General features: G+C 62.5%; 21 protein-coding genes. 6 read left to right on the top strand and 15 right to left on the bottom strand.

Features of this window, described 5'->3' with window-relative positions; all coding sequences use genetic code 11:
* Window positions 1-98: 98 nt before the first annotated feature.
* The 5 genes from ACIROY_RS04685 to ACIROY_RS04705 form a co-directional block, all read right to left on the bottom strand.
* Window positions 99-1793 carry a diguanylate cyclase gene (locus tag ACIROY_RS04685; RefSeq protein WP_402272409.1) on the bottom strand — a complete coding sequence of 565 codons (1695 nt, stop codon included), beginning with the start codon at window positions 1791-1793 and terminating at the stop codon, window positions 99-101.
* A 296-nt stretch (window positions 1794-2089) separates the two neighbouring features.
* Complete coding sequence (gene clpB, locus ACIROY_RS04690) at window positions 2090-4681, bottom strand: ATP-dependent chaperone ClpB (RefSeq protein ID WP_402340043.1); 2592 nt, start codon at window positions 4679-4681, stop codon at window positions 2090-2092.
* A 115-nt stretch (window positions 4682-4796) separates the two neighbouring features.
* The gene (locus ACIROY_RS04695) at window positions 4797-5366 is read right to left on the bottom strand and encodes an NADPH-dependent FMN reductase (RefSeq protein ID WP_402270631.1); all 570 of its coding nucleotides are present in this window, start codon (window positions 5364-5366) and stop codon (window positions 4797-4799) included.
* An 8-nt stretch (window positions 5367-5374) separates the two neighbouring features.
* Window positions 5375-5749, bottom strand: a complete 375-nt coding sequence (crcB, locus tag ACIROY_RS04700; protein WP_402340046.1) for a fluoride efflux transporter CrcB — start codon at window positions 5747-5749, stop codon at window positions 5375-5377.
* Between the two features lie 40 nt (window positions 5750-5789).
* Window positions 5790-6731, bottom strand: a complete 942-nt coding sequence (locus tag ACIROY_RS04705; protein ID WP_402340049.1) for a LysR family transcriptional regulator — start codon at window positions 6729-6731, stop codon at window positions 5790-5792.
* A 206-nt stretch (window positions 6732-6937) separates the two neighbouring features.
* On the opposite strand from ACIROY_RS04705, the gene ACIROY_RS04710 reads away from it, so the two are divergent.
* The 4 genes from ACIROY_RS04710 to ACIROY_RS04725 are packed head-to-tail and all read left to right on the top strand — an operon-like array spanning window position 6938 to window position 11790.
* Window positions 6938-8449: an efflux transporter outer membrane subunit gene (locus ACIROY_RS04710; RefSeq protein WP_402340051.1), complete on the top strand. Its 1512-nt coding sequence runs from the start codon at window positions 6938-6940 to the stop codon at window positions 8447-8449.
* A complete protein-coding gene (locus ACIROY_RS04715; RefSeq protein WP_402340054.1) occupies window positions 8446-10683 on the top strand; it encodes an FUSC family protein in 2238 nt (745 codons plus the stop codon). The genes ACIROY_RS04710 and ACIROY_RS04715 overlap by 4 nt, the downstream gene beginning before the upstream one ends.
* On the top strand, window positions 10673-10873 hold the full coding sequence (locus ACIROY_RS04720) for a DUF1656 domain-containing protein (RefSeq protein ID WP_402270621.1): 201 nt from the start codon (window positions 10673-10675) through the stop codon (window positions 10871-10873). The genes ACIROY_RS04715 and ACIROY_RS04720 overlap by 11 nt, the downstream gene beginning before the upstream one ends.
* Window positions 10874-10911: 38 nt before the next feature.
* Entirely contained in the window at window positions 10912-11790 is an 879-nt protein-coding gene (locus ACIROY_RS04725; protein ID WP_402270618.1) for an efflux RND transporter periplasmic adaptor subunit, read from the top strand.
* Here ACIROY_RS04725 and ACIROY_RS04730 read toward each other — a convergent pair.
* From ACIROY_RS04730 to ACIROY_RS04770, 9 genes are all read right to left on the bottom strand, one after another.
* Window positions 11783-13099 (bottom strand): Nramp family divalent metal transporter, encoded by a 1317-nt coding sequence (locus tag ACIROY_RS04730; protein ID WP_402340057.1) that lies wholly within the window; start codon window positions 13097-13099, stop codon window positions 11783-11785. The genes ACIROY_RS04725 and ACIROY_RS04730 overlap by 8 nt on opposite strands.
* Window positions 13100-13126: 27 nt before the next feature.
* Entirely contained in the window at window positions 13127-13588 is a 462-nt protein-coding gene (gene moaE, locus ACIROY_RS04735) for a molybdopterin synthase catalytic subunit MoaE (protein ID WP_402270614.1), read from the bottom strand.
* A 126-nt stretch (window positions 13589-13714) separates the two neighbouring features.
* Window positions 13715-15091, bottom strand: a complete 1377-nt coding sequence (locus ACIROY_RS04740) for a gluconate:H+ symporter (protein ID WP_402340061.1) — start codon at window positions 15089-15091, stop codon at window positions 13715-13717.
* A 96-nt stretch (window positions 15092-15187) separates the two neighbouring features.
* A complete protein-coding gene (locus ACIROY_RS04745) occupies window positions 15188-15823 on the bottom strand; it encodes a LysE family translocator (RefSeq protein ID WP_402270610.1) in 636 nt (211 codons plus the stop codon).
* 24 nt (window positions 15824-15847) lie between these two features.
* Entirely contained in the window at window positions 15848-16489 is a 642-nt protein-coding gene (locus tag ACIROY_RS04750; RefSeq protein ID WP_402270608.1) for a class I SAM-dependent methyltransferase, read from the bottom strand.
* Window positions 16490-16497: 8 nt separating this feature from the next.
* Window positions 16498-16755, bottom strand: a complete 258-nt coding sequence (gene moaD, locus ACIROY_RS04755; RefSeq protein ID WP_116433096.1) for a molybdopterin converting factor subunit 1 — start codon at window positions 16753-16755, stop codon at window positions 16498-16500.
* 49 nt (window positions 16756-16804) lie between these two features.
* Window positions 16805-17647 (bottom strand): DUF817 domain-containing protein, encoded by an 843-nt coding sequence (locus ACIROY_RS04760; RefSeq protein ID WP_402270604.1) that lies wholly within the window; start codon window positions 17645-17647, stop codon window positions 16805-16807.
* Window positions 17648-17656: 9 nt separating this feature from the next.
* Window positions 17657-18895, bottom strand: coding sequence for a gephyrin-like molybdotransferase Glp (gene glp / locus ACIROY_RS04765; RefSeq protein WP_402340064.1), 1239 nt, complete (start codon window positions 18893-18895; stop codon window positions 17657-17659).
* 82 nt (window positions 18896-18977) lie between these two features.
* Window positions 18978-20381 carry a PLP-dependent aminotransferase family protein gene (locus tag ACIROY_RS04770; RefSeq protein WP_402270599.1) on the bottom strand — a complete coding sequence of 468 codons (1404 nt, stop codon included), beginning with the start codon at window positions 20379-20381 and terminating at the stop codon, window positions 18978-18980.
* Between the two features lie 177 nt (window positions 20382-20558).
* Here ACIROY_RS04770 and ACIROY_RS04775 point away from each other — a divergent pair, with 177 nt between their 5' ends.
* Window positions 20559-21845, top strand: coding sequence for a hydroxymethylglutaryl-CoA reductase, degradative (locus tag ACIROY_RS04775; RefSeq protein ID WP_402270598.1), 1287 nt, complete (start codon window positions 20559-20561; stop codon window positions 21843-21845).
* Between the two features lie 61 nt (window positions 21846-21906).
* On the top strand, window positions 21907-23124 hold the full coding sequence (locus ACIROY_RS04780; protein WP_402270596.1) for an ABC transporter substrate-binding protein: 1218 nt from the start codon (window positions 21907-21909) through the stop codon (window positions 23122-23124).
* 73 nt (window positions 23125-23197) lie between these two features.
* Here the strand turns inward: ACIROY_RS04780 and ACIROY_RS04785 are convergent, their stop codons facing one another.
* A complete protein-coding gene (locus ACIROY_RS04785; RefSeq protein WP_402340066.1) occupies window positions 23198-23857 on the bottom strand; it encodes a LysE family translocator in 660 nt (219 codons plus the stop codon).
* Window positions 23858-23889: the final 32 nt, after the last annotated feature.

Consider the following 23889-nt stretch of genomic DNA (forward strand, 5'->3'; position numbering starts at 1 on the left):
GCGACTTTGAATTGCGTTGATCCGCACCGGCCATGGCTGGCGACAGACAAAAAAAAGCCGTGCTGAGCACGGCTTTTTCATTTCACGACTGACGCCGATTACTGCTTGTCCTTGCCGTCATACGACAGAATGCGGTGCATGCGCTTCTGCTCGAACATGCGTTCGTCGGCGACCCGCAGCAGCGTTTCGATATCCAGGCCGTCCTGCGGGAACAAGGCCACGCCGATGGAAGCATCGACGTGATACTGATTGCCGTCGCGCCCTTCGATAGGCTGGTTGAGGAAGTTGCGGATCTTCTCGGCGATCGACTTGGCGATGTTCTCGTCGGTCACGCCATGCAGGTAGACCACGAACTCATCGCCGCCAAAGCGCGCGACCGAGTCGTCCTTGCGCAGAGCATGCTGCAATTGCGACGCCGCCGAAATCAGCACCTTGTCGCCTTCGTCATGGCCGTACTGGTCGTTGATCGACTTGAACTTGTCGAGGTCGATGAACAGCAGCGCAAATTGCAGCGGGGCCACCTCCGTCCCCTTGCGGCGGCGGAAGTCGATCTGCGCGATGAACGAATCGCGGTTAAGCACATTGGTCAGGCGGTCGGTGCGCAGGTTGCGTTCCATTTCCTGGAAACTCTGCGCCAGCTGGCCGATTTCGTCGCGGCGATCGATATTGAGCGACGGGAAAGGCTCGCCGTTGCCGATGCTCTTGGCCGCCAAGGTCAACTTACGAATGTCGCGCAGCACCCAGCGCAGGATCACAAAGCCCAGCACAAACGTCATGCACACAGCAATGAAACCCAACAACAATGTCTGGTAAACGCCGCCGGTCACCGAGCCGAGGAAGTCGGACCGGCTCACCGCGCTGACCGCCACCCAGTCCAGCCCGGCGTCGTCGTGATGCAGGCGGAACGCCAGTTCGGTCTTGGGACCATCGGTCTGCAGCGACTGGACCACCAGTTTTCCCGGCTCCAGCTTTTGCGTCTTCATGTAGGCGACCAGGTCGGCATACGACTGCCGCACGATGGGCGAGGTGCTCTGCCCGGCGTTCAGGCGCACGAAGTTGGCACCGTCGACCTTATGGATCGGCTCGTTCACCGAAGTGGCGATCAGGTCGCCCGACATCTCGATGATGAAGGCGACGCCGTTTTTGGTCAGCGGCAAGGCTTGCAGGAAGTCGCTCAGGCGGCGCAGGCCGATGCTGCTGGTGGCCACGCCCAGCAAGACATGCTCGGGAGAATAGACCGGCTTGGACAAGGTGATGCCGAGGAACTTGAGACGGAAATCAGTGAACACCGGCGACCAAGTTTCCTGCTTGCGCTCGATGGCCTGGCGATACCAGGGACGATTGCGCGGTTCGTAGTCCTGCGTGGCGATCAGCGTCGGCGTGGTGCCTGGGCCGCGCAAATGATAGACGTAGTTTTTACCCTGCGGATCGCGGGTGCTGTACATGAAGAGATTCATCTCTTCCTGCTTCACACCCAGGAAACTGCCGTCCGCGCCGCCGAAATAGACATAGCTGGGATCGTCGAACAGGCTGTTGGCCAGCCACAGACGCTCTTCCAGCGCGGCCTTTTCTTTCGGGAACGGGATGTAGGTCGGCGGCCCGCCCTTTTCGGCCGGCGGAATCGGATCCGGCGCCACCACGCGCAGCGTCTCGCGCGCGCCCAGCAGTTGCCGGTCGGTCGCCTGGCCGACGCGGTTCATGGTGTCCATCAATGCATTGCGCGCCAGCACCTCGGTGGCGTCATCGCCGGCACGATACAGAAACCAGCCTATCGTCACCGCCAGGCATAACATCAGAAATACAAACGGCAAGATGAACAGCCGTTGTAATGAAGATTGCTTCAGAATTTCACCCCTTGCTTATGCCACGGTCGTCTGGGACGGATAGTTCACGTGTTTTATTGTTTTTTATACATGACTTAACGTCATTTGATGCCTCATTTCGCCCACCTGGCACCGAATCAGAGAGTTTAATCGTTTATATAAAAAAATTCCCTGAAACCTGAAAAAAATACCCGTTTTATCGAAGTATTTCTCTCAGGCCGTCAGGGAACTAGATAGCATAATTACAAAGAGTTAATCAAGACATTTCAGTTCGGCTCAAACGAAAGTGCACCATTTTTGACACTCACATGGACCACGTCCTTGGGACCGAACTTTCCTTGCAAGATGAGCTTCGACAAGGGGTTTTCGATTTCCTGCTGGATCGCCCGTTTCAGCGGCCGCGCACCATAGACCGGATCGAATCCGGCCTCTGCGATCTTCTGCAATCCGGCGTCGGTAATGACCAGACCGATATCCATCTTGGCCAGACGCGCCTCGAGGATATGCAGCTGGATCTTGGCGATCGCGCCGATGTTCTTTTCGTCCAGCGCATGGAACACCACGATCTCGTCGACACGGTTGATGAACTCGGGACGGAAGTGCAGCTTGACCTCGGCCATCACCGCCATCTTCACCACCGCCGCATCGCTGCCTTCCATGGCCTGGATCTTGTGCGAACCCAGGTTGGAGGTCATCACGATCACGGTGTTCTTGAAGTCCACCGTGCGGCCCTGGCCATCGGTCAGGCGGCCGTCGTCGAGCACTTGCAGCAGGACGTTGAACACGTCCGGATGCGCCTTCTCGACTTCATCGAGCAGAATCACGCTGTAAGGCTTGCGCCGCACCGCTTCGGTCAGGTAACCGCCCTCTTCATAGCCGACATAGCCCGGCGGCGCGCCGATCAGGCGGGCCACCGAATGCTTCTCCATGAATTCGCTCATGTCGATGCGGATCATCGCTTCTTCGGTATCGAACAGGTACGACGCCAGCGCCTTGCACAGTTCGGTTTTACCCACGCCGGTGGGGCCGAGGAACATGAACGAACCGTAAGGCTTGTCCGGATCGCCCAGGCCGGCGCGTGAGCGGCGGATTGCATCCGAAACTGCAACAATCGCCTCATCCTGCCCCACCACGCGTTCGTGCAATACCTCTTCCATGTGCAACAATTTTTCGCGCTCGCCCTGCATCATGCGCGACACCGGAATGCCGGTTGCGCGCGCCACGATCTCGGCGATTTCTTCGGCGCCGACCTGGGTACGCACCAGGCGCCGCTTGCCGACGGTCTGTTCGCTGGCGGCGTCCTGCTTGTTCTGCATCTCCAGTGCCTTCTCCAGTTCGGCCAGCTTGCCGTACTTGAGCTCGGACACTTTCTGCCAGTCGCTCTTGCGAGTAGCGTCATCCATCTGCAGACGGATCTGCTCGATTTCTTCCTTCAGATGCTGGCTGCCCTGCACCGTGGCTTTTTCGGCTTTCCAGATTTCTTCGAGATCGGCGTATTCGCGCTCGAGCTTGGCGATCTCTTCCTCGATCAGCGTCAGACGCTTCTGCGAGGCTTCGTCCTTCTCGCGATTCACGGCTTCACGTTCGATCTTCAACTGGATCAGGCGACGGTCGAGCTTGTCCATGACCTCCGGCTTGGAGTCGATTTCGATCTTGATCTTGGCGGCGGCTTCATCTATCAGGTCGATTGCCTTGTCCGGCAGGAAACGGTCGGTGATATAGCGATGCGACAACTCTGCCGCAGCGACGATGGCCGGATCGGTAATGTCGACGCCGTGATGGACTTCGTACTTTTCCTGCAAGCCGCGCAAGATGGCGATGGTCGCCTCCACGCTGGGCTCGTCGACGATGATCTTCTGGAAGCGGCGCTCCAGCGCAGCGTCCTTCTCGATGTACTTGCGGTATTCGTCGAGCGTGGTGGCGCCGACGCAATGCAGCTCGCCGCGCGCCAATGCTGGCTTCAGCATGTTGCCGGCATCCATCGCGCCTTCTGCCTTGCCGGCGCCAACCATGGTGTGCAGCTCGTCAATGAAGACGATGGTCTGGCCTTCATCCTGGGCGATCTCTTTCAAGACGGCTTTCAGGCGTTCTTCGAACTCGCCGCGATACTTGGCGCCGGCCAGCAAGGCTGCCATGTCGAGCGACAGCACGCGCTTGGACTTGAGGCTGTCCGGCACTTCGCCGCTGACGATGCGTTGCGCCAGACCTTCGACGATGGCGGTCTTGCCGACGCCGGGCTCGCCGATCAGCACGGGATTGTTCTTGCTGCGGCGTTGCAGCACCTGAATGGCGCGGCGGATTTCATCGTCGCGGCCGATCACCGGATCGAGCTTGCCGGCACGGGCGCGCTCGGTCAGGTCGAGGGTGTATTTCTTGAGCGACTCGCGCTGGCCTTCCCCCTCTTGCGACGACACGCTGGCGCCGCCGCGCACAGTGCTGATGGCGGCTTCCAGGGACTTGCGCGAGAGACCGTTTTCACGCGCGGCGCGGCCGGCGTCGGACTTGTCGTCGGCCAGGCCGAGCAAGACCATCTCGCTGGCGATGAACTGGTCGCCGTGCTTTTGCGATTCCTTGTCGGCCAGGTTCAGCAAGGCCACGAGCTCGCGGCCGATCTGCACTTCGCCGCCATTGCCCGAAACCTTGGGCAGGCGCGTGAGTGCGTGCTGCAACGCCGAAGTCAGTCCGGCCACATTGACGCCGGCGCGCTGCAGCAGCGAGCGCGCGCCGCCGTCGTCCTGGGCCAGCAGGGCCAGCACCAGATGGGACGGATCAATGTATTGGTTGTCGTTGCCGACAGCCCGGCTCTGGGCATCCGCCAGAGCTTCCTGCAATTTTGTGGTGAGTTTGTCGAGACGCATGGTGTGCTTTCGCTCCGAATTTTGAATACCTAGAAAATTGGGACGTGCGGACGTATTTCAAGGAATGATCCGACTGTATGGCCGCGAAAGGCTGCCGGATTTGATCCAGATCAACTTACGGTAGATCGCTCCGGCGCGGGAAGGTGTCCGCCAGGCGCCCGGCGAAAGCCGCCAGCGCGGCGCTCAGCTTTTCCGAGACGGCTCTGTCGGCCAGCATGGCGGCCGTATCGAGCTTGTTGGTCGGCAAAGCCACCACTGCGGAAGCAGGTAAAACCACATCGGCGTTCATCATTGCCAGCGTGTCGAGCAAGGACGCCTGCGCATGTTCCGCACGGCCGGAGGCATTGAGCGCGGCGACCGGCTTGTTGATGAATTCGCCGCTGCCGACCACCCAGTCGAGCGCATTCTTGAACGCGCCCGGCACGCCGTGGGCATATTCCGGGCTGGCGATCAGGACCGCATCGGCCTCTCGCAGCGCAGCGCGGAACGCCAACACCGTCGCCGGCTCGGCGCCCTCGGCGTCGGGATTGAACGGCGGCAGCTCAGCCCATGCCAGATACAAGCTGATGCGCAGCGACGGCGGCGCCAGCACTGCCGCCGCTTGCAGCAGCGCCGTATTGGAAGATGCCGCCCGCAAACTGCCGGACAAGGCCATCACCTTGAAAGAAGCGCCGTCGCGGTCCATCGCGCCGACTATGCAAACACCGCGCGATACACTGCAAAACCCGCCACGCACAAGGCGACCGAACCCAGCAGATGCAAGCCTGAATGAGCGATCGCCAACAGGTAGTTGCCGCGTTGCAGCAGCAGCATGGCTTCCGCCGAGAACGTTGAAAATGTTGTCAGGCCGCCCAGAAAACCGGTGATCAGGAACAAGCGCCACTCCGCCGGCAAGCCCTGGTGCCCTTCAAAAAACGCCACCATGAAGCCGATCACGAAACCACCGCCCCAGTTGGCAGCCAGCGTGCCCCATGGCAGCGCTTGCCCGGCGACGTTGAGCCACAGGCTCAATCCCCAACGCAACCAGGCGCCCAGTGCCGCACCCATGCCAACCGCAATCCATTGCATCGTTCGTTTTTCCTTTTTTGTCTTCTTGATCAATACGCAATCATGGCGAATGAACCGTGAGCCGGTCAAGCGCCTGATGATCGTCCTGCAAGGCCTTGTCGACGCTTTCGTGCATCCAGTCGACCCAGGTGCTGATCTTGGCATCCAGGTATTGGCGCGACGGGTACAGCGCATACACGCCCATGTCCTGCATGCGGTAGTGCGGCAGCACGCGCACGATGGTGCCGGCGCGCAAGGCGTCCACCGCCGAATACAGCGGCAGCACGCCGATGCCCATGCCTTCCTTCAATGCCAGCAGCATGGCTTCGGCGACGTTGACGTGGAAGTTGGACTTGATGGCCACCACTTCCCTGCCATCCGGGCCTTCCATTGCCCACTCGTCCAGCGGCGACACCGGGCTGACCAGTTGCAGGCAATTGTGATTGAGCAATTCCTGCGGCTTTTGCGGCGCGCCGTGCTTTTCCAGGTACAGCGGCGATGCGCACAGAATGCTGTAGATGCTGCTGAGCTGGCGGAAGATCAAGCCCGAATCCGGCAACTCGCGCGCCAGCACCAGCGAGACGTCGAAGCCTTCCTCCAGCAGGTCCGGCACGCGCTGCGCCAGCGTCAGCTCGATGGCGACATCCGGATAGCGTTTCTGGTAGCTCGACACCGCGGGGATGACATAGCGCTGTCCGAAGCTGGTCATGGTGTGGATGCGCAGGCGCCCGGACGGTCTGACGTAGGCGTCGCTGGCCTCGGCTTCGGCCTCCTGCACGTAGGACACGATCTGTTCGCAACGCAACAGATAGCGTTCGCCGGCTTCGGTCAGGGCGATGCGGCGCGTGGTGCGGTTCAGCAACCGGGTGCGCAGATGGCGCTCCAGGTCCGCCACCGCGCGCGACACGTGGGCGGTGGTCAATTCCATTTGTTGCGCAGCCAGCGTAAAACTGCCAGCATCGACAACACGCATGAAAATGCGCATGTTCTGCAAAGTATCCATATATTCCGTCTTTCCTGTCTTCAATCCGGTCGTTTTGCATGCGTACAGCAACAAAAACGGCTCCGGGAAGCTGCATTGTTACCCAAAACGACAAAAATATTATTGCAGTAATTGAAAAGACCCTTTGTGTTTCCTGCGGTTTTTCTCTTTATCTTTACCAAATACAATCAGTATCGCTAGATATTTGCATTTTTTGGGATAGTCCGATGAAGACCTCTGCTGACAAACACCGCATTGTTGCGCCGCTCATGATGATTGCGGCCGGCCTGGCCTGTGCTGTGCTCGCCGGTTGCGCCGACAATGGCGGCATCAAACCGCAGGCGGTCGTCCAGCAGCCCAACACCCTCGACGTCGGCAACGCCATCCGCCAGGTCGGCGCCGAAGCGGGCTGGCCCAGGCGCGCCTGGTGGGAAAACTACGCCGATCCGCAACTGAACCGCCTGGTGGTGGCCGCCGTCGCCGGCAATCCCAACATGGCGATTGCCGCCGCGCGCGTGCGCCAGGCACAGGCCATGGCCGTGGTCGCGCATGCCGGCGAATTGCCGCAGGCGCAGCTGGACGCCGCCGTCGGCCGCAAGGATTGGTCCGACAACGTCTATTACGGCGCCAGCTTCCGCGACAAGCTGACCTGGAACAACACTGCGGTGCTGAGCCTGTCCTACAACCTCGATCTGTGGGACCGCAACCGCAACACCACTGAACGCGCCCAGGATGAAATCCATGCCGTCGCCGCCGATGCCCGCGCCGCCCAGCTCGAACTGGAAAGCAACGTGGTGCGCACTTACGTCCAGCTGTCGCTGCAATACGGCCTGCTCGACAGCACCCAGGACACGCTGAAACAGGAACAACAGATCCTCGACCTCGCCAACCGTCGCTTCCGTGGCGGCATCGGCACCCAGATGGAAATCAGCCAGGCCGAAGTCCCGCTGCCGGAAACCCGCCGCCAGATCGAAGTCTTCAATGAAAACATCGCCCTCACGCGCAACCAGCTGGCAGCCCTGCTCGGCCAAGGTCCCGGCGCCGGCGACAGCATCACGCGTCCGGTCATGAACCTGCAGGCCGTACTCGGACTTCCCAGCGCCCTGCCGGCCGAGCTGATCGGCCGCCGTCCCGACATCAGCGCCGCGCGCTGGCGCGTGGAGGCTTCGGCCAAGGGCATCGCCGTGGCCAAGGCGGCGTTCTATCCCAACGTCAACCTGCTCGCCAGCATCGGCCCGACTGCGGCCGGCGGCGGCTTGCTGAGTTTCCTGAGCGCGCCCAACATCACCACCACTTACGGCCCGGCGATTTCACTGCCGATCTTTGAAGGCGGCCGCCTGCGTGGCCAGCTCGGCGCCACTACCGCCGGTTACGACATGGATGTCGAACACTACAACCTGCTCCTGAGCCAGGCGCTCAAGAGCATCGCCGACCAGATCGTCACGCTGCAGGCGATCCAGCGCCAGCAGGTGCAGGCCGAGCTCTCGGTGGCGGCGGCGCAAAAGAACATCGACATCGCCACGCGCGCCTATCAGCGCGGCCTGACCAACTACGTCAACGTGCTGACCGCACAAACTCAATGGCAGCACCAGCAGCAAGTGGTGCAGCAATTGCTGGCACAAAAGCTGACCGCGTACGCCAGCCTCACCGTCGCGCTCGGCGGCGGACTGGAAGTATCGATGCCTGAGGCCGTCGCCAATTCGGCTGCAGCGCCGCTGCAAGTGGGAGCCGCGCAGTGAGCACCCCAGCCACGCCTACTACCACCACGGCAAGCCCGCCGGCACCGCAGTCGTTCGGCCGGCAATTGCATGAGGCTGCCACCGACTGGTGGCAGAGCGACTTCCCCAACTGGATCTACGTGTTCAAGATGGTCTTCGCCGGCTTGCTGGCGCTGGGCATCGGCTACGCGCTCGACCTCGAGTCGCCGCGCTCGGGCCTGATCACCGTATTCATCGTGATGCAGCCGCAAAGCGGCATGATCCTCGCCAAGAGTTTCTATCGCGTGATCGGCACGCTGGTCGGCTCGGTGGCGGTGGTGGTGTTCGTCGGCCTGTTTGCGCAGACGCCGGAACTGTTCCTGCTCGCCACCGCCTGCTGGATCGGCCTGTGCACGGTCGGCTCGGCGCATAACCGCAACTTCCGCTCCTACGGCTTCGTGCTGTCGGGCTACACGGTGGCGCTGATCGGCATTCCGGCCGCACTCAATCCGGCGCTGACGTTCGACTCGGTGATGACACGCGTGACCGAAATCACGGTCGGCATCGTCTGCGCCGGCGTGGTCAGCGCGCTGGTGTTTCCGCAAGCCAGTGCGCCCGGCCTGGTGCGCATCATCCGCGGCCGCTTCACCGCCTTCGTCGACCTGATCGGCAGCACGCTCGGCGGCAGCGCCGACCGCAAGGCGCTGGAAGCCACCAACGCCCGCTTCGTCGGCGACATCATCGGCCTCGAAGCGCTGCGCAGCTCGGCCATCTTCGAAGATCCCGAAATCCGCCTGCGCAGCGGCCGTCTGACGCGCATGAACAGCGAGTTCATGGCGTTGTCGACACGGGTGCACGCGCTGCACCAGCTGATGAACCGCCTGCACGACAGCCGCAATCCATCGGCGCAACTGGTCATCGATGCGATTTCGCCTTACTTCCGCGAAGTCCAGCCCCTGCTGACCCGCAGCGGCGGCGAGCCGGTCATGACGGCCATCGACGCCGCCGATGCCGCGCTCAAGCTGGAAAGCTACAAGCAAGAATTGCCGCGTCGCGTGCGCGCCACCCGCGACGTCCATGCGCAGAAACTCGATGACGACGCGATGCTCGATTTCGACACCGCCTCCGAACTGCTGTATCGCGTGATCGAAGAGCTGCACGCCTACACCCTCACCTACGCCTCGCTGGTGCAACGCCGCCATGAGCGCGAACAATGGGAACACGCCTACGCACCAAAAACCAGTCTGGTCATCGCCGGCATCGCCGGCGCCCGCGCCGCCATCACGCTGATCGGCCTGTCGATGTTCTGGATCCTGAGCGGCTGGCCCAGCGGCGACGTCGCCGCGCTCAACGCCGCCGCCTTCTGCGCCATCACCTCGGCCGCGCCGGACCCCGCCAAGGCCACCCGCACCGTCACCATGGGCGTGGCGCTGGCGGTGGTGCTGGGCTACTTCTACACCTTCCACATCGTGCCGCAACTGGACGGTTTCTGGATGCTGGCCGCAGCACTGACGCCGGTGCTGATGCTGGCGGTGCTGCTGACCACCAAACCGACGCTGGCCGGTTACGGCCTCGGCATCTGCATCTTCTTCCCGTTCGTGGCGGTGCCGGACAACCTGGCGCACTTCAACGCCGCCGGCTACCTCAACGAATCGATCGCGCTGATGCTCTCGCTGATCGTGACCACCGTCGCCTTCATGGTGCTGTTGCCGCCCACCACCAACTGGACCGTGCGCCATCTCGAAAAACAATTGCGCAAACAGGTCGTGCAGGCCTGCTTCGGCAAGCTGGCGCACCTCGCGCTGCAGTTCGAAAGCGGCACGCGCGACCTGATGCACCAGATCACCATGCTGACCGGGAGCCGTCCTGCATTGCGCAAGGACGCTTTCGGCTGGATGTTCGCCACGCTGGAAATCGGCCACGCCATCATCGAACTGCGCACCGAACTGTACGGCATCCGCAGCGGCAATCCCGGCCTGCTGTCGCCGGCCGCCTACGCCGCGCTGGACCGCCTGCGCGAAACCCTCCCTGCGCTGTTCAACCAGCCGACCCCGGCGACGCTGGCGGCCGTGCTCGACGCCAACAACCGCACCATCGCCGAAGTCCAGCAAGCCATCGGTCCGCACTACCGGGAACGCAGTGAACGCCATCGCTTGCAGCGCACGCTGAGCTACCTGCACTTCATCCGCACCGCGCTGCTCGATCCGCAATCACCGCTGCAACCGATGCATCAGGGCAGCGCCGCCACACCTTCAGGAGCCAACCATGCCGCGTGAAATTTCCTTCTTCGACGCCTACATGCCGACGCTGCTGCTGGCCGTCATCGTCGCCGGCGTCATCGCGCTGATCGCCGACCGCATCCTGGTGCGCATCGGCCTGTACAACCTGGTGTGGCATCCCGCGTTGTTCCGCGTGAGTCTGTTCACGTGCATCGCAGCGCTGCTCGGGCTCGCCATCTACCGTTAAGCAAGAACAGATAAAGAAATCATCGGGAGTTATCCATCATGTCGGTCAAATCGATTTTTCGTTTCCTCATCACGGCGCTGATTTTCCTGGCCGCAATCTTCCTGGCGTGGAGCCTGTGGCAACACTACATGGTGTCGCCGTGGACGCGCGACGGCCGCGTGCGCGCCGACGTCGTCAACATCGCGCCGGACGTCGCCGGCCAGGTGGTCGACCTGCCCGTGCGCGACAACCAGCTGGTGCACAAGGGCGACCTGCTGATGCAGATCGATCCTTCACGCTACCAGCTGGCGCTGCAACAAGCCGAAGCCGCCCTGGCCGCACGCAAGGCCGACCTCGACATGCGCCGCGCCCAGGCGCGTCGCCGCGCTGACTTGGATAGCCTGGTGGTCTCGCGGGAAAATCGTGAAGACGCCGGCAGCCAGGTCGCCGGCGCCGAAGCGCAATACCAGGTCGCCGTCGCCCAGCGCGACAGCGCCCGCCTGAATCTGGACCGCACCAAGGTGGTCGCGCCGGTCGACGGCTACATCACCAACCTGAGCGTGCGCCGCGGCGACTACGCCAGCGCTGGCGTGGCTAAGATCGCCATCATCGACAGCCATTCGTTCTGGGTGTATGGATATTTCGAAGAGACCAAGCTGCCCTACGTCGCCGTCGGCGACAAGGCAAAAATCCAACTGATCAACGGCGCCACCTTGCGCGGCCACGTCGACAGCATCTCGCGCGGCATCTACGACCGCGACAATCCGCAAAGCCGCGAATTGCTGGCCGACGTCAACCCTACCTTCAATTGGGTGCGCCTGGCGCAACGCATTCCGGTGCGCATCCAGATCGATGAAGTACCCAAGGATGTGTTGCTGGCTGCCGGCCTGACCTGCACCGTGACGCTGGAGCCCGGCAACCGTAAAGACGTCAAATGAACAACTGAACCACCAGCCAGATATTGGCCGCGCTGATCCCCAGGAACAGCATCCACACCAGCGCGGCAAGCCACACCGGGTTGACGAAATCGCCCATCAGGTCGCGCCGGCTGGTCAGCCGGATCAGCGGGAACATGGCAAACGGCAGTTGCAGGCTCAGCACCACCTGGCTGAGCACCAGCAAACGCCCGACCGAATGTTCACCCAGCGTCATCACACCGATCAGCGCCGGTATCAGCGCGAGACCGCGCGTGATCAGGCGACGCTGCCAGCACGGGATTTTCAGTTTCAGGAAACCTTCCATGATCACCTGACCGGCAATGGTGCCGGTGAAGGTTGAACTCTGTCCCGCCGCAAACAAGCCCACGCCGAACAGGATCGCCGCCAGCGAGGAACCCGTGATCGGATCAAGCAGGTGATAGGCAACGTCCAGGTCGACCACGTCGGTGCGGCCGCTGCGATGGAAGGCTGACGCCGCCAGGATCAGGATGGCGGCGTTGATCGCCATCGCAATCAGCAGCGATATGGTGGTGTCCACGCGCGTATAGCGGATCGCTTCGAGCAGGCCGGCGCGGTCGCGTTTCACCGCGCGCGTCTGCACGATGGAGGAATGCAGGTACAGGTTGTGCGGCATCACCGTCGCGCCCAGCACGCCGATGGCCAGATACAGCGGTTCACGGCTAGCCAGCGCCGCCAGTGACGGTACGAAGCCCTGCACCACCGCGTGCCAGTCGGCTTTCACGAACGCCAGCTGCGCAAACAGGCATACCGCAATCGTCACCACCAGCCCGAGGATGATCGCCTCGACCTGGCGAAATCCGCGCCCCTGCAAGCCCAGCACGATCACGGTATCGAGCGCCGTCAGCAGCACGCCGACCGGCAGCGACACGCCCAGCAAGAGTTTGAACGCCAGCGCGCAGCCGAGCACTTCGGCCAGGTCGCAGGCAATAATCGAGAGTTCGGCAAACACCCACATGCCCTTGCCGACCGCCGGCGGATAGTTTTCGCGCGAATGCACCGCGAGGTCCTTGCCGGTGACGATGCCCAGTCGCGCGCACAGGCATTGCAGCACGATCGCCGCCAGGCTCGACAGCATCACCACGAACAGCAGCTGATAGCCGAATTGCGAACCGGCCTGCACCGAGGTCGCCCAGTTGCCCGGGTCCATGTAGCCGATGGAAATCAGCAGGCCGGGACCGACGTAGACCTTGAGCTTTTGCCAGATGGTGGCGTGCGGCGGCACCGACACGCTGCCGGACACTTCGGAGGGACAAAAAGGCGCGGTAGCGGTGGTCGGGAGACGAAACATGTTGTTATTGTGGAAGAAGAGGAACGATCAGTCTGTGCCGGACTGCCATTTGGACAGCGCCTGGTCGTCGCTTTCGCGCGCATCGACCCAGCGCGCGCCTTCGGGCGTCTGTTCCTTCTTCCAGAACGGCGCCTGCGTCTTGAGGTAGTCCATGATGAACTCACAGGCGGCGAATGCGACGCCGCGATGCTTGGCCGTCACCGCCACCAGCACGATCTGTTCGAGCGGCTGCAGCGGCCCGACGCGGTGGATCACCAGCGCATCGAAAATCTCCCAGCGCGCCTTGGCGTCGACGACGATCTGTTCGAGCGCCTTCTCGGTCATGCCGGGATAGTGTTCGAGTTCCATCTCCTGCACGCTGGCGCCGTCGTTGAGGTCGCGCACCGTGCCGACGAAACTCACCACCGCGCCGACCTTGGGATTGTTCATACGCAGCGCGGCGATCTCGGCGCTGAGGTCAAAGTCGGCAGTCTGGACGCGGATCGGCATGGAGGAGGCAGGCAAGAAGCAGGTAAATGGAATCGCGTCCATTGTACCTAAAGTAAGCGCTTCCCCTGCCGCAGAAACGACAAGTCCCGGACTGGCCGGGACTTGTTCAGCACAAGAGAACCATGCTCAGGTCAGCACGCTCCACAGCAGCAGCGTCATGACCAGTCCGACCACCGACACAATGGTCTGGATCACCGACCACGTTGCAAAGGTTTGCTTGAGATCGAGCCCGAAGTATTCCTTCACCATCCAGAAGCCGGCGTCGTTGACGTGGCAGAAGAACACCGAACCCGCTCCGATCGACAGCGCCATCAGGGCATTGTGCGTGCCCGACAGGCTCGCCACCAGCGGCGCGACGATGCCGGCAGTGGCGGTCGTGGCCACGGTCGCCGAGCCGGTTGCCTGGCGCAGCGCCACGGCGATCAGCCAGGCGAGCAGGATCAGCGGCACATGGGTGCCGGTCGCCACCTTGGTAATCGTGTCGCTGATGCCGGCGGTCAGCAAGGCTTGCTTGAGGCCGCCGCCCGCACCGATGGTCAGCAACAGCCCGGCAATCGGCGGCAAGGCCTTGCGCAGGATGGCGCCGACTTTGTTGCGGTCCGTGCCCTGCGCCCAACCCAACACGATCACGGCAAACAGCACCGTCACCGTCAGCGCAATGATCGGCTCGCCGAAGAAATTGAGCATCTCGAACAAGGTGGTTTCAGGCGTGACCCAGATCTTGGCAACGGTACGCCCCAGCATCAGCACGACCGGCAGCAAGATGGTCACCAGCGACGGCAGGAAGCCAGGTTGCAATTCAGCCGCTTGCTGGCCCTTGAACAAGGCGCCGATCTGCTCCGGCTCACCGATGGGCATGCGCGGTGCAAGCCACATGCCGTACAGCGGACCGGCCAGGATCACCGCCGGAATCGCCACCACAAACCCCAGCAGCATGGTGGTGCCGAGATCGGCGTGCAAGGCGCTCACCGCAATCAGCGGGCCCGGATGCGGCGGCAGCAAGGCATGCAAGGTGGTCATGCCGGCCAGCGCCGGAATCGCAACGCGCAGGATCGGTTGCTGCGAACGACGCGCCATCACGAAGATGATCGGCGCCATCATCACCAGCCCGACTTCGAAGAACAACGGCAGGCCGACAACCAGCGCCACCAGCGCCATCATCCAGGGAATCGCCGCGCCCCTGGCGTAACGCAAAAGCGTCGTGACGATCTTGTCCGCCGCGCCCGAATCAGCCATCAGTGCGCCCAGCATGGCGCCCAGCGCAATGATGATGCCGGCCTCGCCGAGGATGCTGCCGGCGCCCTTGCTGAACGAGGACGCGATCTTTTCCAGCGGCAAGCCGGCGCCGGTGCCGGCGATGAAGGTGCCCAGCAGGATCGACAGAAAGGGAGCGATTTTGAGTACGCTGATCAGCAGGACGATCGCGATCAGCGCAACGAGAACGGACAGCAGCAGGCGCGTGTCCTGGGCCGCCCAGGCGGCAATTTCAGTGGTCAGGTGCAAGGTATCTCCCTTCAGTATATGAGCGTCTCCTCACCTGTTTCTCCTGCTGAAGTATTTGCTTCATTTGCGGTGCGCTACGTTGGCGCCCGCTGCTTTTCAACCGCGCTTGACCGTCGCCAGCAGGGCCCCGGCGCCGATGAAGGTCGCACCGGAAATACGATTGAACATCTTCGCCCGGCCCGGCGTACGCAACCACGGCGCCACGCGTGCAGCGAAGTGGGCATAGAACGTCAGCCAGAACAGTTCGAAACAGACGAAGGTCGCGCCCAGCACCAGAAACTGCGGCAACTGCGCGGCGTGCGGATTGATGAACTGCGGGAAGAACGCGGTGAAGAACAACAGCGCCTTGGGATTGCTGCCGCCGACCAGGAATCCTTGCCAGAACAAACCGGCGCGCGACTTCCGTGTTGGTTCAGCGTCGCCATCGCGACCTGCCTCTATCGTGCTCTGGGTCGAGAAAAAAGTGCGCACGCCAATATACGTGAGATAGGCGACGCCGCACCATTTCAAAATGAGAAACACTTTCTCCGAAACTGCAAGAATGGCGCCAAGTCCGGCCGCCGACACCACCATGATCAGGCACACTGCCGTGACGCTGCCGAGCGCGCCGGCGAAGGCGCGACGCACGCCGTGATGGATGCCATTGGTGATGCACATCAGCACGCTGGGACCGGGCGTGACGGTCAGTACGAACACGGCGGCGACATAGAGGAAGAACGTTTGCAGAGTCATGGGAGATCGTCTGGTCGGGATAGATTACGAAGGTTTGCGCCACACCGTGGCCAGCCACGCCTGTTCGGAACGCAGCAAGCCGTCAGGACGGTAATAGTGCCGGATTTCGACAAAGCCTGCTGCCGTCATGAAGCTGCGCCAGGCCTCGAGGTCGTGATACGAACCATAGCGTCCGCCGCTCCAGCCTTCGCTGTTGCTACCGCGCGGATTGGAGCAGAACAGCACGCCCTCCGGCTTCAACGCAGCGTGCAGCTGGCCGAGCACGCGCGGCAATTCGGCGGCCGGCACATGAAACAGCGACGCATTGGCGAATACGCCGTCGAACAAGGCCGCGGGCAAGTCCAGTTCAAAGAAGTTCTGATGCCAGACTTCGCAGCCGGAATCGGCGCGCGCCATCTCGACAAAACTCGCCGTGCCGTCGAGGCCGATGGCGCGATGGCCGAGCTTGCTGAAGGTTTGCAGGTCGCGCCCGGGACCGCAGCCGAAATCGAGTATCGTCAGCGGTGCTGCCGCCGATGACGATGGCGCGATGGCGTCGAGCAAGGCGTTGATGTTCTGGCTGACGTCATGGTCGCGCGTGCCTTCGCGGAAGTCGTCGGCGCGTCCTTCGTAGTGCGCCAGCGTGCCGCCGGCAATGCGATCGAGGTCTTCTTTCGGCAGCGGCATGTGTGTACTCACCCGCCGGTCACCGGCGGGAAGAACGCGACTTCGCCGCCCTCTTCGATCAGCGTGTCCGGCTCGACCATGTTGTGATCGTAGGCCATGCGCAGCGCCTTCTCCGGCGACAGCACTTCCATCCAGAGACCGCCGCGTCCCATCAGGAACGCGCGCACGTCGCCGACGGTTTTGACGTGGTCGGGCAAGTCGATGATCTCTTGCGTGACGCCGAGCGCTTCACGCACGCTGGCAAAAAAACGGAGTTCTATTTTCATGTGTTTCTGGTCCTGAAAAAGCGTTACAGAGGTGGTTGTAGATCAACGCTCAAGGCGCAATATGGATCTTTGGCCGGATGTGCTTCAGCTGCGCGACGATGGTGAATGTCATTACCACCAGCAGGGCCCATGCGCTCCATTTACCGATATGTACCGTGGACCATGCGCCGATCTGGTTGGGATAACGCCAGATGCCGAAGAATGTACTGATGTTTTCCGCCAGCCAGATGAACAAACCGATCAGCAGAAAAGCCAGCAGCAAAGGCATCTTGCGGTCGCGGTCATAGGGACGGAACACGACTGTCGTGCGCGCATACAGACCCAGCGCGCAGGCGCCGAGATACCAGCGGTAGTCGCCGATGTAATGATGCGTGAAAAAATTCAGGTAGATCAGTATCGCGATCAGCGTCGCCATCCAGTACGGTGGATGATGCAGGATGCGCAAATGAAACAGACGCCAGGCCTGGATGATATAGCTGCCCACGGCTGCGTACATGAAGCCCGAAAACAGCGGTACGCCGAACAGCTTCGAATAGGCAAAATCAGGATAGCTCCACGACTGGATATGGCCGGAAGTCTTGAACACCTCCAACGCAAACCCGACCACGTGAAAGACACTGATGGCCTTGAGTTCATCCATTGTCTCGATGCCCGTCCTGACCATCCAGAACTGCACGCCCAACGCGAACAGCAGCAAGGCGTCGTAACGCGCAATGCCGAACAGCCCCTGGCGCGGCATCAGGAAGATTGCAGCGAAAAACAAACCGGCGAACAGACAGGAGCGCGCTTCCTTGATGCCGAAATACCAGAATTCAACGACAAACCGACGCAGGCCCGTCAGCGCCGGCTGGTCTGTTGGCGCCATCAGATGACGATCGAGATTGGCGAGCATGGGCGCGGCTCAGTTCAGCAAATGATCGAAAGGAATGAAGCGCACCAGATCGCCCTCGGCAATGGTCTTGCCCGCAGGATTGTCGATCAGGCCGTCGCCCCAGACGGTGGACGTCAGCACACCCGATCCCTGTTTCGGGAACAGGTCGAGGCCGCCCGCGTCGTTGAAGCGCGCGCGCAGGAATTCCTGGCGACGGTCGGCCTTGGGCCAGTTGAAATCGGCGCGCAGCGTCAAGGTGCGCGGCGCGACGTTGTCGATGCCCTGCAGGCGCAGCAGGAACGGCCGTACGAAAATCAGGAAGGTGACGAAGGTCGACACCGGATTGCCCGGCAAGCCGAGGAAAAATGCTTTGCCATCGTCACTGCGATTGACCTCTCCGAAGGCCAGCGGCTTGCCCGGCTTCATGGCGATCTGCCACATGTTGAGGCGACCTTCCGCCTCGACCGCCGGCTTGACGTGGTCTTCTTCGCCCACCGAAACGCCGCCGCTGGTGATAATCAGGTCGTGGCTGGCCGCCGCCGCGCGCAAGGTGTCGCGCGTGGCTTGCAACTGATCGGGCACGATGCCGAAGTCTTTCACCTCGCAGCCGAGGTTTTCCAGCAGGCCGCGCAGCAGGAAGCGATTGGAGTTGTAGATTGCGCCCGGCTTGAGCGCTTCGCCCGGCATGGTCAGTTCGTCGCCGGTGAAGAACACCGCCACGCGCAACTTGCGCAGCACCGGCAGGCTGGCCAGACCGACCGATGCGGCCAGTCCCAGCTCTTGCGGACGCAGGCGCACGCCGGCCGGCAGGATGGTGTCGGCGACCTTGATGTCTTCGCCGGTTTCGCGGATCCACTCGCCCGCTTGCGGCACATGGCGCACGATCACATAGTCGCCGTCGGCATCTTTACTGAACTCGCAGGCTTCCTGCATGACGATGGCGTCGGCGCCTTGCGGCACCATCGCGCCGGTGAAGATGCGCGCCGCCGTGCCAGGCTCCAGGGCAACGCCGACATGGCCGGCCGGAATGCGTTGCGACACGCGCAGGCGCGTCTCGCCGCCCGCGCATTCCGCCGCACGCACGGCGTAGCCGTCCATCTGCGAATTGTCCATGCCCGGCACGTTGATCTGCGACACCTGCGGCGCCGCCAGTACGCGGCCGTTGGCTTCCAGTGTGGGAATGGTTTCGGTCTGGTTCAGCGGCACGGCCGACTTGAGCAGGAATTTCAATGCTTCGGCGACGCTCAGCAGTGGTGGTTTGACTAGCATGGGAAGGAAAATGATGATGCTGGAAAGGCATCCATTCTAGAGCAAACCGGCGTCTTGCCCCTGCTTGCCATGCGGAACGCTTTCAGCGCAGCAAACCCTGCATCGCCGCCGCGAAGCGCGGGTCGCCGAGCAGGCCGACGTTATAGCGCGACCACCGCGACGGCGCCTCGGTGTCGATATGGAAGATGCTGCCCGGCGCGGTGACGATGTTCTGCCGCATCAGCGCCTGCGCCAAAGCCTTGGAATCCGGATAGCCCGGCATCGCCGCCCACAGGTACATCGACTGCGCCGGCGTGCAGAACAGTTCCGCCCCCATGTTCTCCAACAGACGCCGCGAGCTCTCGGTAGCCTGCGTCAGGCGATCGCGCAGACGCGCTGCATGGCGGCTGTAGTGACCTTCGCTGAGGATGACGTCGAGCGTGCGCTCGCAGTATTCGGAACTGCTCACGTGCACCAGCATCTTGATGTCGGCAAGGTCGCTGGCGAGATCGCGATGGCAGGCCAGGAAGCCCACGCGCAAGGCCGCCGACACCGATTTCGAAAAACTGCCGACATAGATCGTGCGGCGCAGCTGGTCCAGAGTGGAAATGCGCGGCGCGGCGTTGGGCTTGAAATCGGCGAAGGTGTCGTTCTCGACGACGATGGCGTTGTAGCGATCGGCCAGTTGCAGGATCTTGTGGGCCTTGTGCGGCGAGGTGTCGGAGCCGGTCGGATTGTGCGCCAGCGTCTGCGTGAAGAACAGGCAAGGCTTGCCGATCTTGAGTTCGCGTTCTAGCGCCTCCAGGTCCGGCCCGTCGGCCAGGCGCGGAATGCCGACGATGCGCGCGCCGCCCAGCTTGAGCTTGCCGAACAACATGTAATAGCCGGGCTCGTCGACTAGCACGCGGTCGCCCGGTTTGACGAAATTGCGGATCACGATGTCGAGCGCCTGGTTGGCGCCGTGCGTCAGCACGATCTGGCTGGCCGAAGCGTCGATGCCGTGGTTGGCGAGCCGGTGCACCAGGTGCTGGCGCAGCGGCTGATAACCGAAACGGCTGCCGTAGCCGAACAAGGCGCCCATGCCGGTGCGCACCACCTTCTGGTGGAATTTGTCGAGCCGCACTTCGTTGAGCCAGTCCACCGGGGGGAAGCCGTCGCCCAGGCGCAGGTGCTCAGGATCGCTCTTCAACTGTTCGCGCATGAGCCAGACCACATCCATCGCGCGGCTCAGCGACGAGGCTTCGTCGTCGTCCTTGATCGCCGGCGCCGCCGCGCAGACGAAGAAACCGGACCCGCGACGCGGCTCCAGCACGCCCAGCGCAGTCAGGTAATCGAAGGCGTTGACGATGGTGTTCTTGGCGCAATCGTGGGTCCTGGCCATGTCGCGGATCGACGGCAGGCGCGTGCCCGGTGCATAGACGCCTTCACTGATCTGGCGACGTATCAGCTGGACCAGTCGTTGCGTCAGCGTGGAAGGAAGGGAAGCAGAAGGTGAAACGCTGGGCATGGCGGCTCCGGACGGATGTTGCATCGCAGGACAAGTGTCTTGGGTACAGTTGCTGCACTGTTTGTCAAAAGTGTACCAAATAAATTGGGTACAGCCTGCTATTCTTGCCTGCATTCCATCCGGCGCCTGCCGGCGCATAGAGTAAGACAACACTGAGACAAAAAGGCAGAGGTTCACATGACCGTCGACTCCCGACTCCCGCAATTCCGTTCGCTCAACCCGCAACAACGCCTGGAGCAGATCGCCCAGCGCGCCAATCTGACCGCCGAAGAAGTCGCCCTGCTCGCCAATCCGGCCGCGTTGCCGCTGGAAGTGGCCAACGGCATGATCGAAAACGTCATCGGCACCTTCCAGATACCGATGGGCGTGGCCGGCTACTTCCAGTTGAACGGCAAGGACGTGCTGGTGCCGATGGCAGTGGAAGAACCGTCGGTGGTCGCGGCCGCCTCCTTCATGGCCAAGCTGATCCGCGACTGCGGCGGCTTCCACACCTCGAGCAGCGCGCCGCTGATGCGCGCCCAGGTGCAGGTGATCGGCGTGAGCGATCCTTACGGAGCGCGCCTGGCCATCCTCAAGGACCGCCAGGCCATCATCGACATAGCAAACAGCCGTGACCAGTTGCTCATCAGCCTGGGCGGCGGCTGCAAGGACGTCGAAGTCCACGTCTTCCCCGACACGCCGCGCGGCGCGATGGTGATCGTGCACCTGATCGTCGACGTGCGCGACGCGATGGGCGCCAACACCGTCAACACCATGGCCGAAGCCGTGGCCGGCCACATCGAACAGATCACCGGCGGCAAGGTGCGCCTGCGCATCCTGTCCAACCTGGCCGACCTGCGCCTGGCGCGTGCCCACGTGCGCGTCTCGCCTGAAGCGCTGACGACGGCCGACTATGACGGCGCCGACGTCATCAACCGCATCGTTGACGCTTATACCTTCGCCGCCGTCGATCCCTACCGCGCCGCCACGCACAACAAGGGCATCATGAACGGCATCGATCCGGTCATCGTCGCCACCGGCAACGACTGGCGCGCGGTGGAAGCAGGCGCACATGCCTACGCCTGCCGCAACGGCCACTACACTTCGCTCAGCACCTGGGAAATCGGCAACGACGGCCACCTGGTCGGCACGCTGGAAATCCCGATGCCGGTCGGCCTGGTCGGCGGCGCCACCAAGACGCACCCGCTGGCGCGCCTGGCGCTCAAGATGATGGACGTCAAGTCGGCGCAGGAATTGGCCGAGATCGCCGTCGCCGTCGGCCTCGCACAAAACATGGCCGCCCTGCGTGCGCTCGCCACCGAAGGCATCCAGCGCGGCCACATGGCGCTGCATGCACGCAATATCGGCCTGGCGGCCGGCGCGACTGCGGACGAAATGGACTGGGTGGTGCAGCAAATGGTCGCCGCCAAGGACGTGCGCGTCGATTTTGCGGTTAAGCTGCTCAACCAGCGGCGTGAAAAATAAGAAGTACCCGCAGCACAAAAAAGATCGCTTCATCAGAAAGCATCGATAACCAGGAGACAACATGCAAGCACAATTCAAACTGAACACCCTCGCCCGCCTGATCGCGGCTTCCGCACTGATCTGTGCCGGCGCCGCGCAGGCGCAAGTGTCGGACGACGCCGTCCGCATCGGCTTCATCACCGACATGTCCGGCCCCTACGCCGACACCGATGGCGCCGGCGGCCTCGAAGCGATCCGCATGGCGGTGGCCGACTTTGGCGGCAAGGTGCTGGGCAAGCCGATCGAAGTCATGTCCGCCGACCACCTGAACAAGGCTGACATCGCCGCCACCAAGGCGCGCGAATGGGCCGACCAGCGCGGCCTCGACATGCTGATCGGCGGCGTCAACTCCGCCACTGCGCTGGCGACCAACAAGGTGATGGCGGAAAAGAAGCGCGTCTACATCAACATCGGCGCCGGCTCGGCGCGCCTGACCAATGAAGAGTGCACGCCCTACACCGTGCACTATGAATACGACACCGTGGCCCTGGCCAAGGGCACCGGCAAGGCGGTCCTCAAGCAAGGCGGCAAATCATGGTTCTTCCTGGAGGCCGACTACGCCTTTGGCCATGCACTGGCCAGCGACACCGGCGCCGTGGTCAAGGCCAACGGCGGCACCGTGGTGGGTTCGGTGAAGCATCCGCTGTTCGCCTCCGACATGTCGTCCTTCCTGCTGCAGGCGCAAGGTTCCAAGGCGCAGATCCTGGGCCTGGCCAACGCCGGCGACGACACCGTCAATGCGATCAAGGCGGCCAAGGAATTCGGCGTCACCAAGACCATGAAGCTGGTGGGCCTGCTGATGGTGATCAACGACATCCACGCACTCGGCCTGAACAACGCCGAGGGCCTGATGATGACCGACAGCTGGTACTGGGACAAGGACGAGGCCTCGCGCAAGTTCGCCAATCGCTTCTTCCTGAAGATGAAGAAGATGCCGAGCACGCACCAGGCTGCGGCCTACTCCGCCACCACGACTTACCTGAAGGCGGTCGCAGCGATCAAGACCGACGATTCGACCAAGGTCATGGCCGAGCTCAAGAAGACCAGGATCGACGACTTCTACAACAAGGGCTACATCCGCGCCGACGGCCGCAACATCCACGACATGTATCTGTACCAGGTCAAGTCGCCGGCCGAATCGAAGAAGCCATGGGATTACCTGAAGCTGGTGGAAACGATCCCGGGCGAACAGGCTTTCACGACCGTCGCGGAATCGAAGTGCAGCTTGCTGAAGCAGTAACTCAGGGCAGTAGGACCATAAAAAAACCGGCATCTTGCCGGTTTTTTTTCGTGCCAGTTTTGATCGTCACTTGTCAGTTTGACCCGCGCCGATAAAACGCCATGGTGCCCGCCAGCGCCAGCAGGATGGCGCCGCAGGAACGATCCAGCCACAGCACCGCGCGCCGGCGCAGCAGGCTGACGGCGCGCGCGCCGATGATCGCATAACCCAGCATCACGGAAAAATCGAGCGCCGCGAACACCACGCTGATGGCGGCGTATTGCGGCCATTGCGGTTCGGCCGCGTTGATGAATTGCGGCAGCAGCGCCGAGCAGAACAGATAGCCTTTGGGATTGGTCACCGCGACCAGGAAGGACTTGGCGAAGATGCGCATCGGCGCCGCTTCGCCGTCATCAGCCTGGGCGCGCGACAGATCCAGCCCACCCTTGGAGCGCAGCAGCCGAATACCCAGCCACGCCAGGTAAATCGCGCCTATCCACTTGACCACCGAGAACCAGAACTCCGACGCCGCCAGCACCGCGCCCAAACCCAGCGCCACCGATCCGACCAGCACGAAGTCCGACGACACCGCGCCCAGCATGCCGGGCAGCGAGCGGCGCACACCGTAACGCGCGCCATTGGCAAGCGCCAGCAAGACGGTCGGGCCGGGTGTGGCGATGGTCACGAGCGCCACGACGGCGAACAGGGCCAGCGTGGTGATGCTGAGTGCGTGCGGTAGCAGGTTGATTTCCATGGCGCGATGAAGGCTTTCTGATTAGGGAAACT

The sequence above is a fragment of the Herbaspirillum sp. NPDC101396 genome, from assembly GCF_044767365.1.
GTDB lineage: Bacteria > Pseudomonadota > Gammaproteobacteria > Burkholderiales > Burkholderiaceae_D > Herbaspirillum.

Excerpts from the sequence above, each read along its gene's own strand:
- ACIROY_RS04685 (WP_402272409.1), bottom strand. The coding sequence starts at position 1,793 with ATGTTATGCCTGGCGGTGACGATAGGCTGGTTTCTGTATCGTGCCGGC.
- clpB (WP_402340043.1), bottom strand. The coding sequence starts at position 4,681 with ATGCGTCTCGACAAACTCACCACAAAATTGCAGGAAGCTCTGGCGGAT.
- ACIROY_RS04695 (WP_402270631.1), bottom strand. The coding sequence starts at position 5,366 with ATGGACCGCGACGGCGCTTCTTTCAAGGTGATGGCCTTGTCCGGCAGT.
- crcB (WP_402340046.1), bottom strand. The coding sequence starts at position 5,749 with ATGCAATGGATTGCGGTTGGCATGGGTGCGGCACTGGGCGCCTGGTTG.
- ACIROY_RS04705 (WP_402340049.1), bottom strand. The coding sequence starts at position 6,731 with ATGGATACTTTGCAGAACATGCGCATTTTCATGCGTGTTGTCGATGCT.
- ACIROY_RS04710 (WP_402340051.1), top strand. The coding sequence starts at position 6,938 with ATGAAGACCTCTGCTGACAAACACCGCATTGTTGCGCCGCTCATGATG.
- ACIROY_RS04720 (WP_402270621.1), top strand. The coding sequence starts at position 10,673 with ATGCCGCGTGAAATTTCCTTCTTCGACGCCTACATGCCGACGCTGCTG.
- ACIROY_RS04725 (WP_402270618.1), top strand. The coding sequence starts at position 10,912 with ATGTCGGTCAAATCGATTTTTCGTTTCCTCATCACGGCGCTGATTTTC.
- ACIROY_RS04730 (WP_402340057.1), bottom strand. The coding sequence starts at position 13,099 with ATGTTTCGTCTCCCGACCACCGCTACCGCGCCTTTTTGTCCCTCCGAA.
- moaE (WP_402270614.1), bottom strand. The coding sequence starts at position 13,588 with ATGCCGATCCGCGTCCAGACTGCCGACTTTGACCTCAGCGCCGAGATC.
- ACIROY_RS04745 (WP_402270610.1), bottom strand. The coding sequence starts at position 15,823 with ATGACTCTGCAAACGTTCTTCCTCTATGTCGCCGCCGTGTTCGTACTG.
- ACIROY_RS04750 (WP_402270608.1), bottom strand. The coding sequence starts at position 16,489 with ATGCCGCTGCCGAAAGAAGACCTCGATCGCATTGCCGGCGGCACGCTG.
- moaD (WP_116433096.1), bottom strand. The coding sequence starts at position 16,755 with ATGAAAATAGAACTCCGTTTTTTTGCCAGCGTGCGTGAAGCGCTCGGC.
- ACIROY_RS04760 (WP_402270604.1), bottom strand. The coding sequence starts at position 17,647 with ATGCTCGCCAATCTCGATCGTCATCTGATGGCGCCAACAGACCAGCCG.
- glp (WP_402340064.1), bottom strand. The coding sequence starts at position 18,895 with ATGCTAGTCAAACCACCACTGCTGAGCGTCGCCGAAGCATTGAAATTC.
- ACIROY_RS04770 (WP_402270599.1), bottom strand. The coding sequence starts at position 20,381 with ATGCCCAGCGTTTCACCTTCTGCTTCCCTTCCTTCCACGCTGACGCAA.
- ACIROY_RS04775 (WP_402270598.1), top strand. The coding sequence starts at position 20,559 with ATGACCGTCGACTCCCGACTCCCGCAATTCCGTTCGCTCAACCCGCAA.
- ACIROY_RS04780 (WP_402270596.1), top strand. The coding sequence starts at position 21,907 with ATGCAAGCACAATTCAAACTGAACACCCTCGCCCGCCTGATCGCGGCT.
- ACIROY_RS04785 (WP_402340066.1), bottom strand. The coding sequence starts at position 23,857 with ATGGAAATCAACCTGCTACCGCACGCACTCAGCATCACCACGCTGGCC.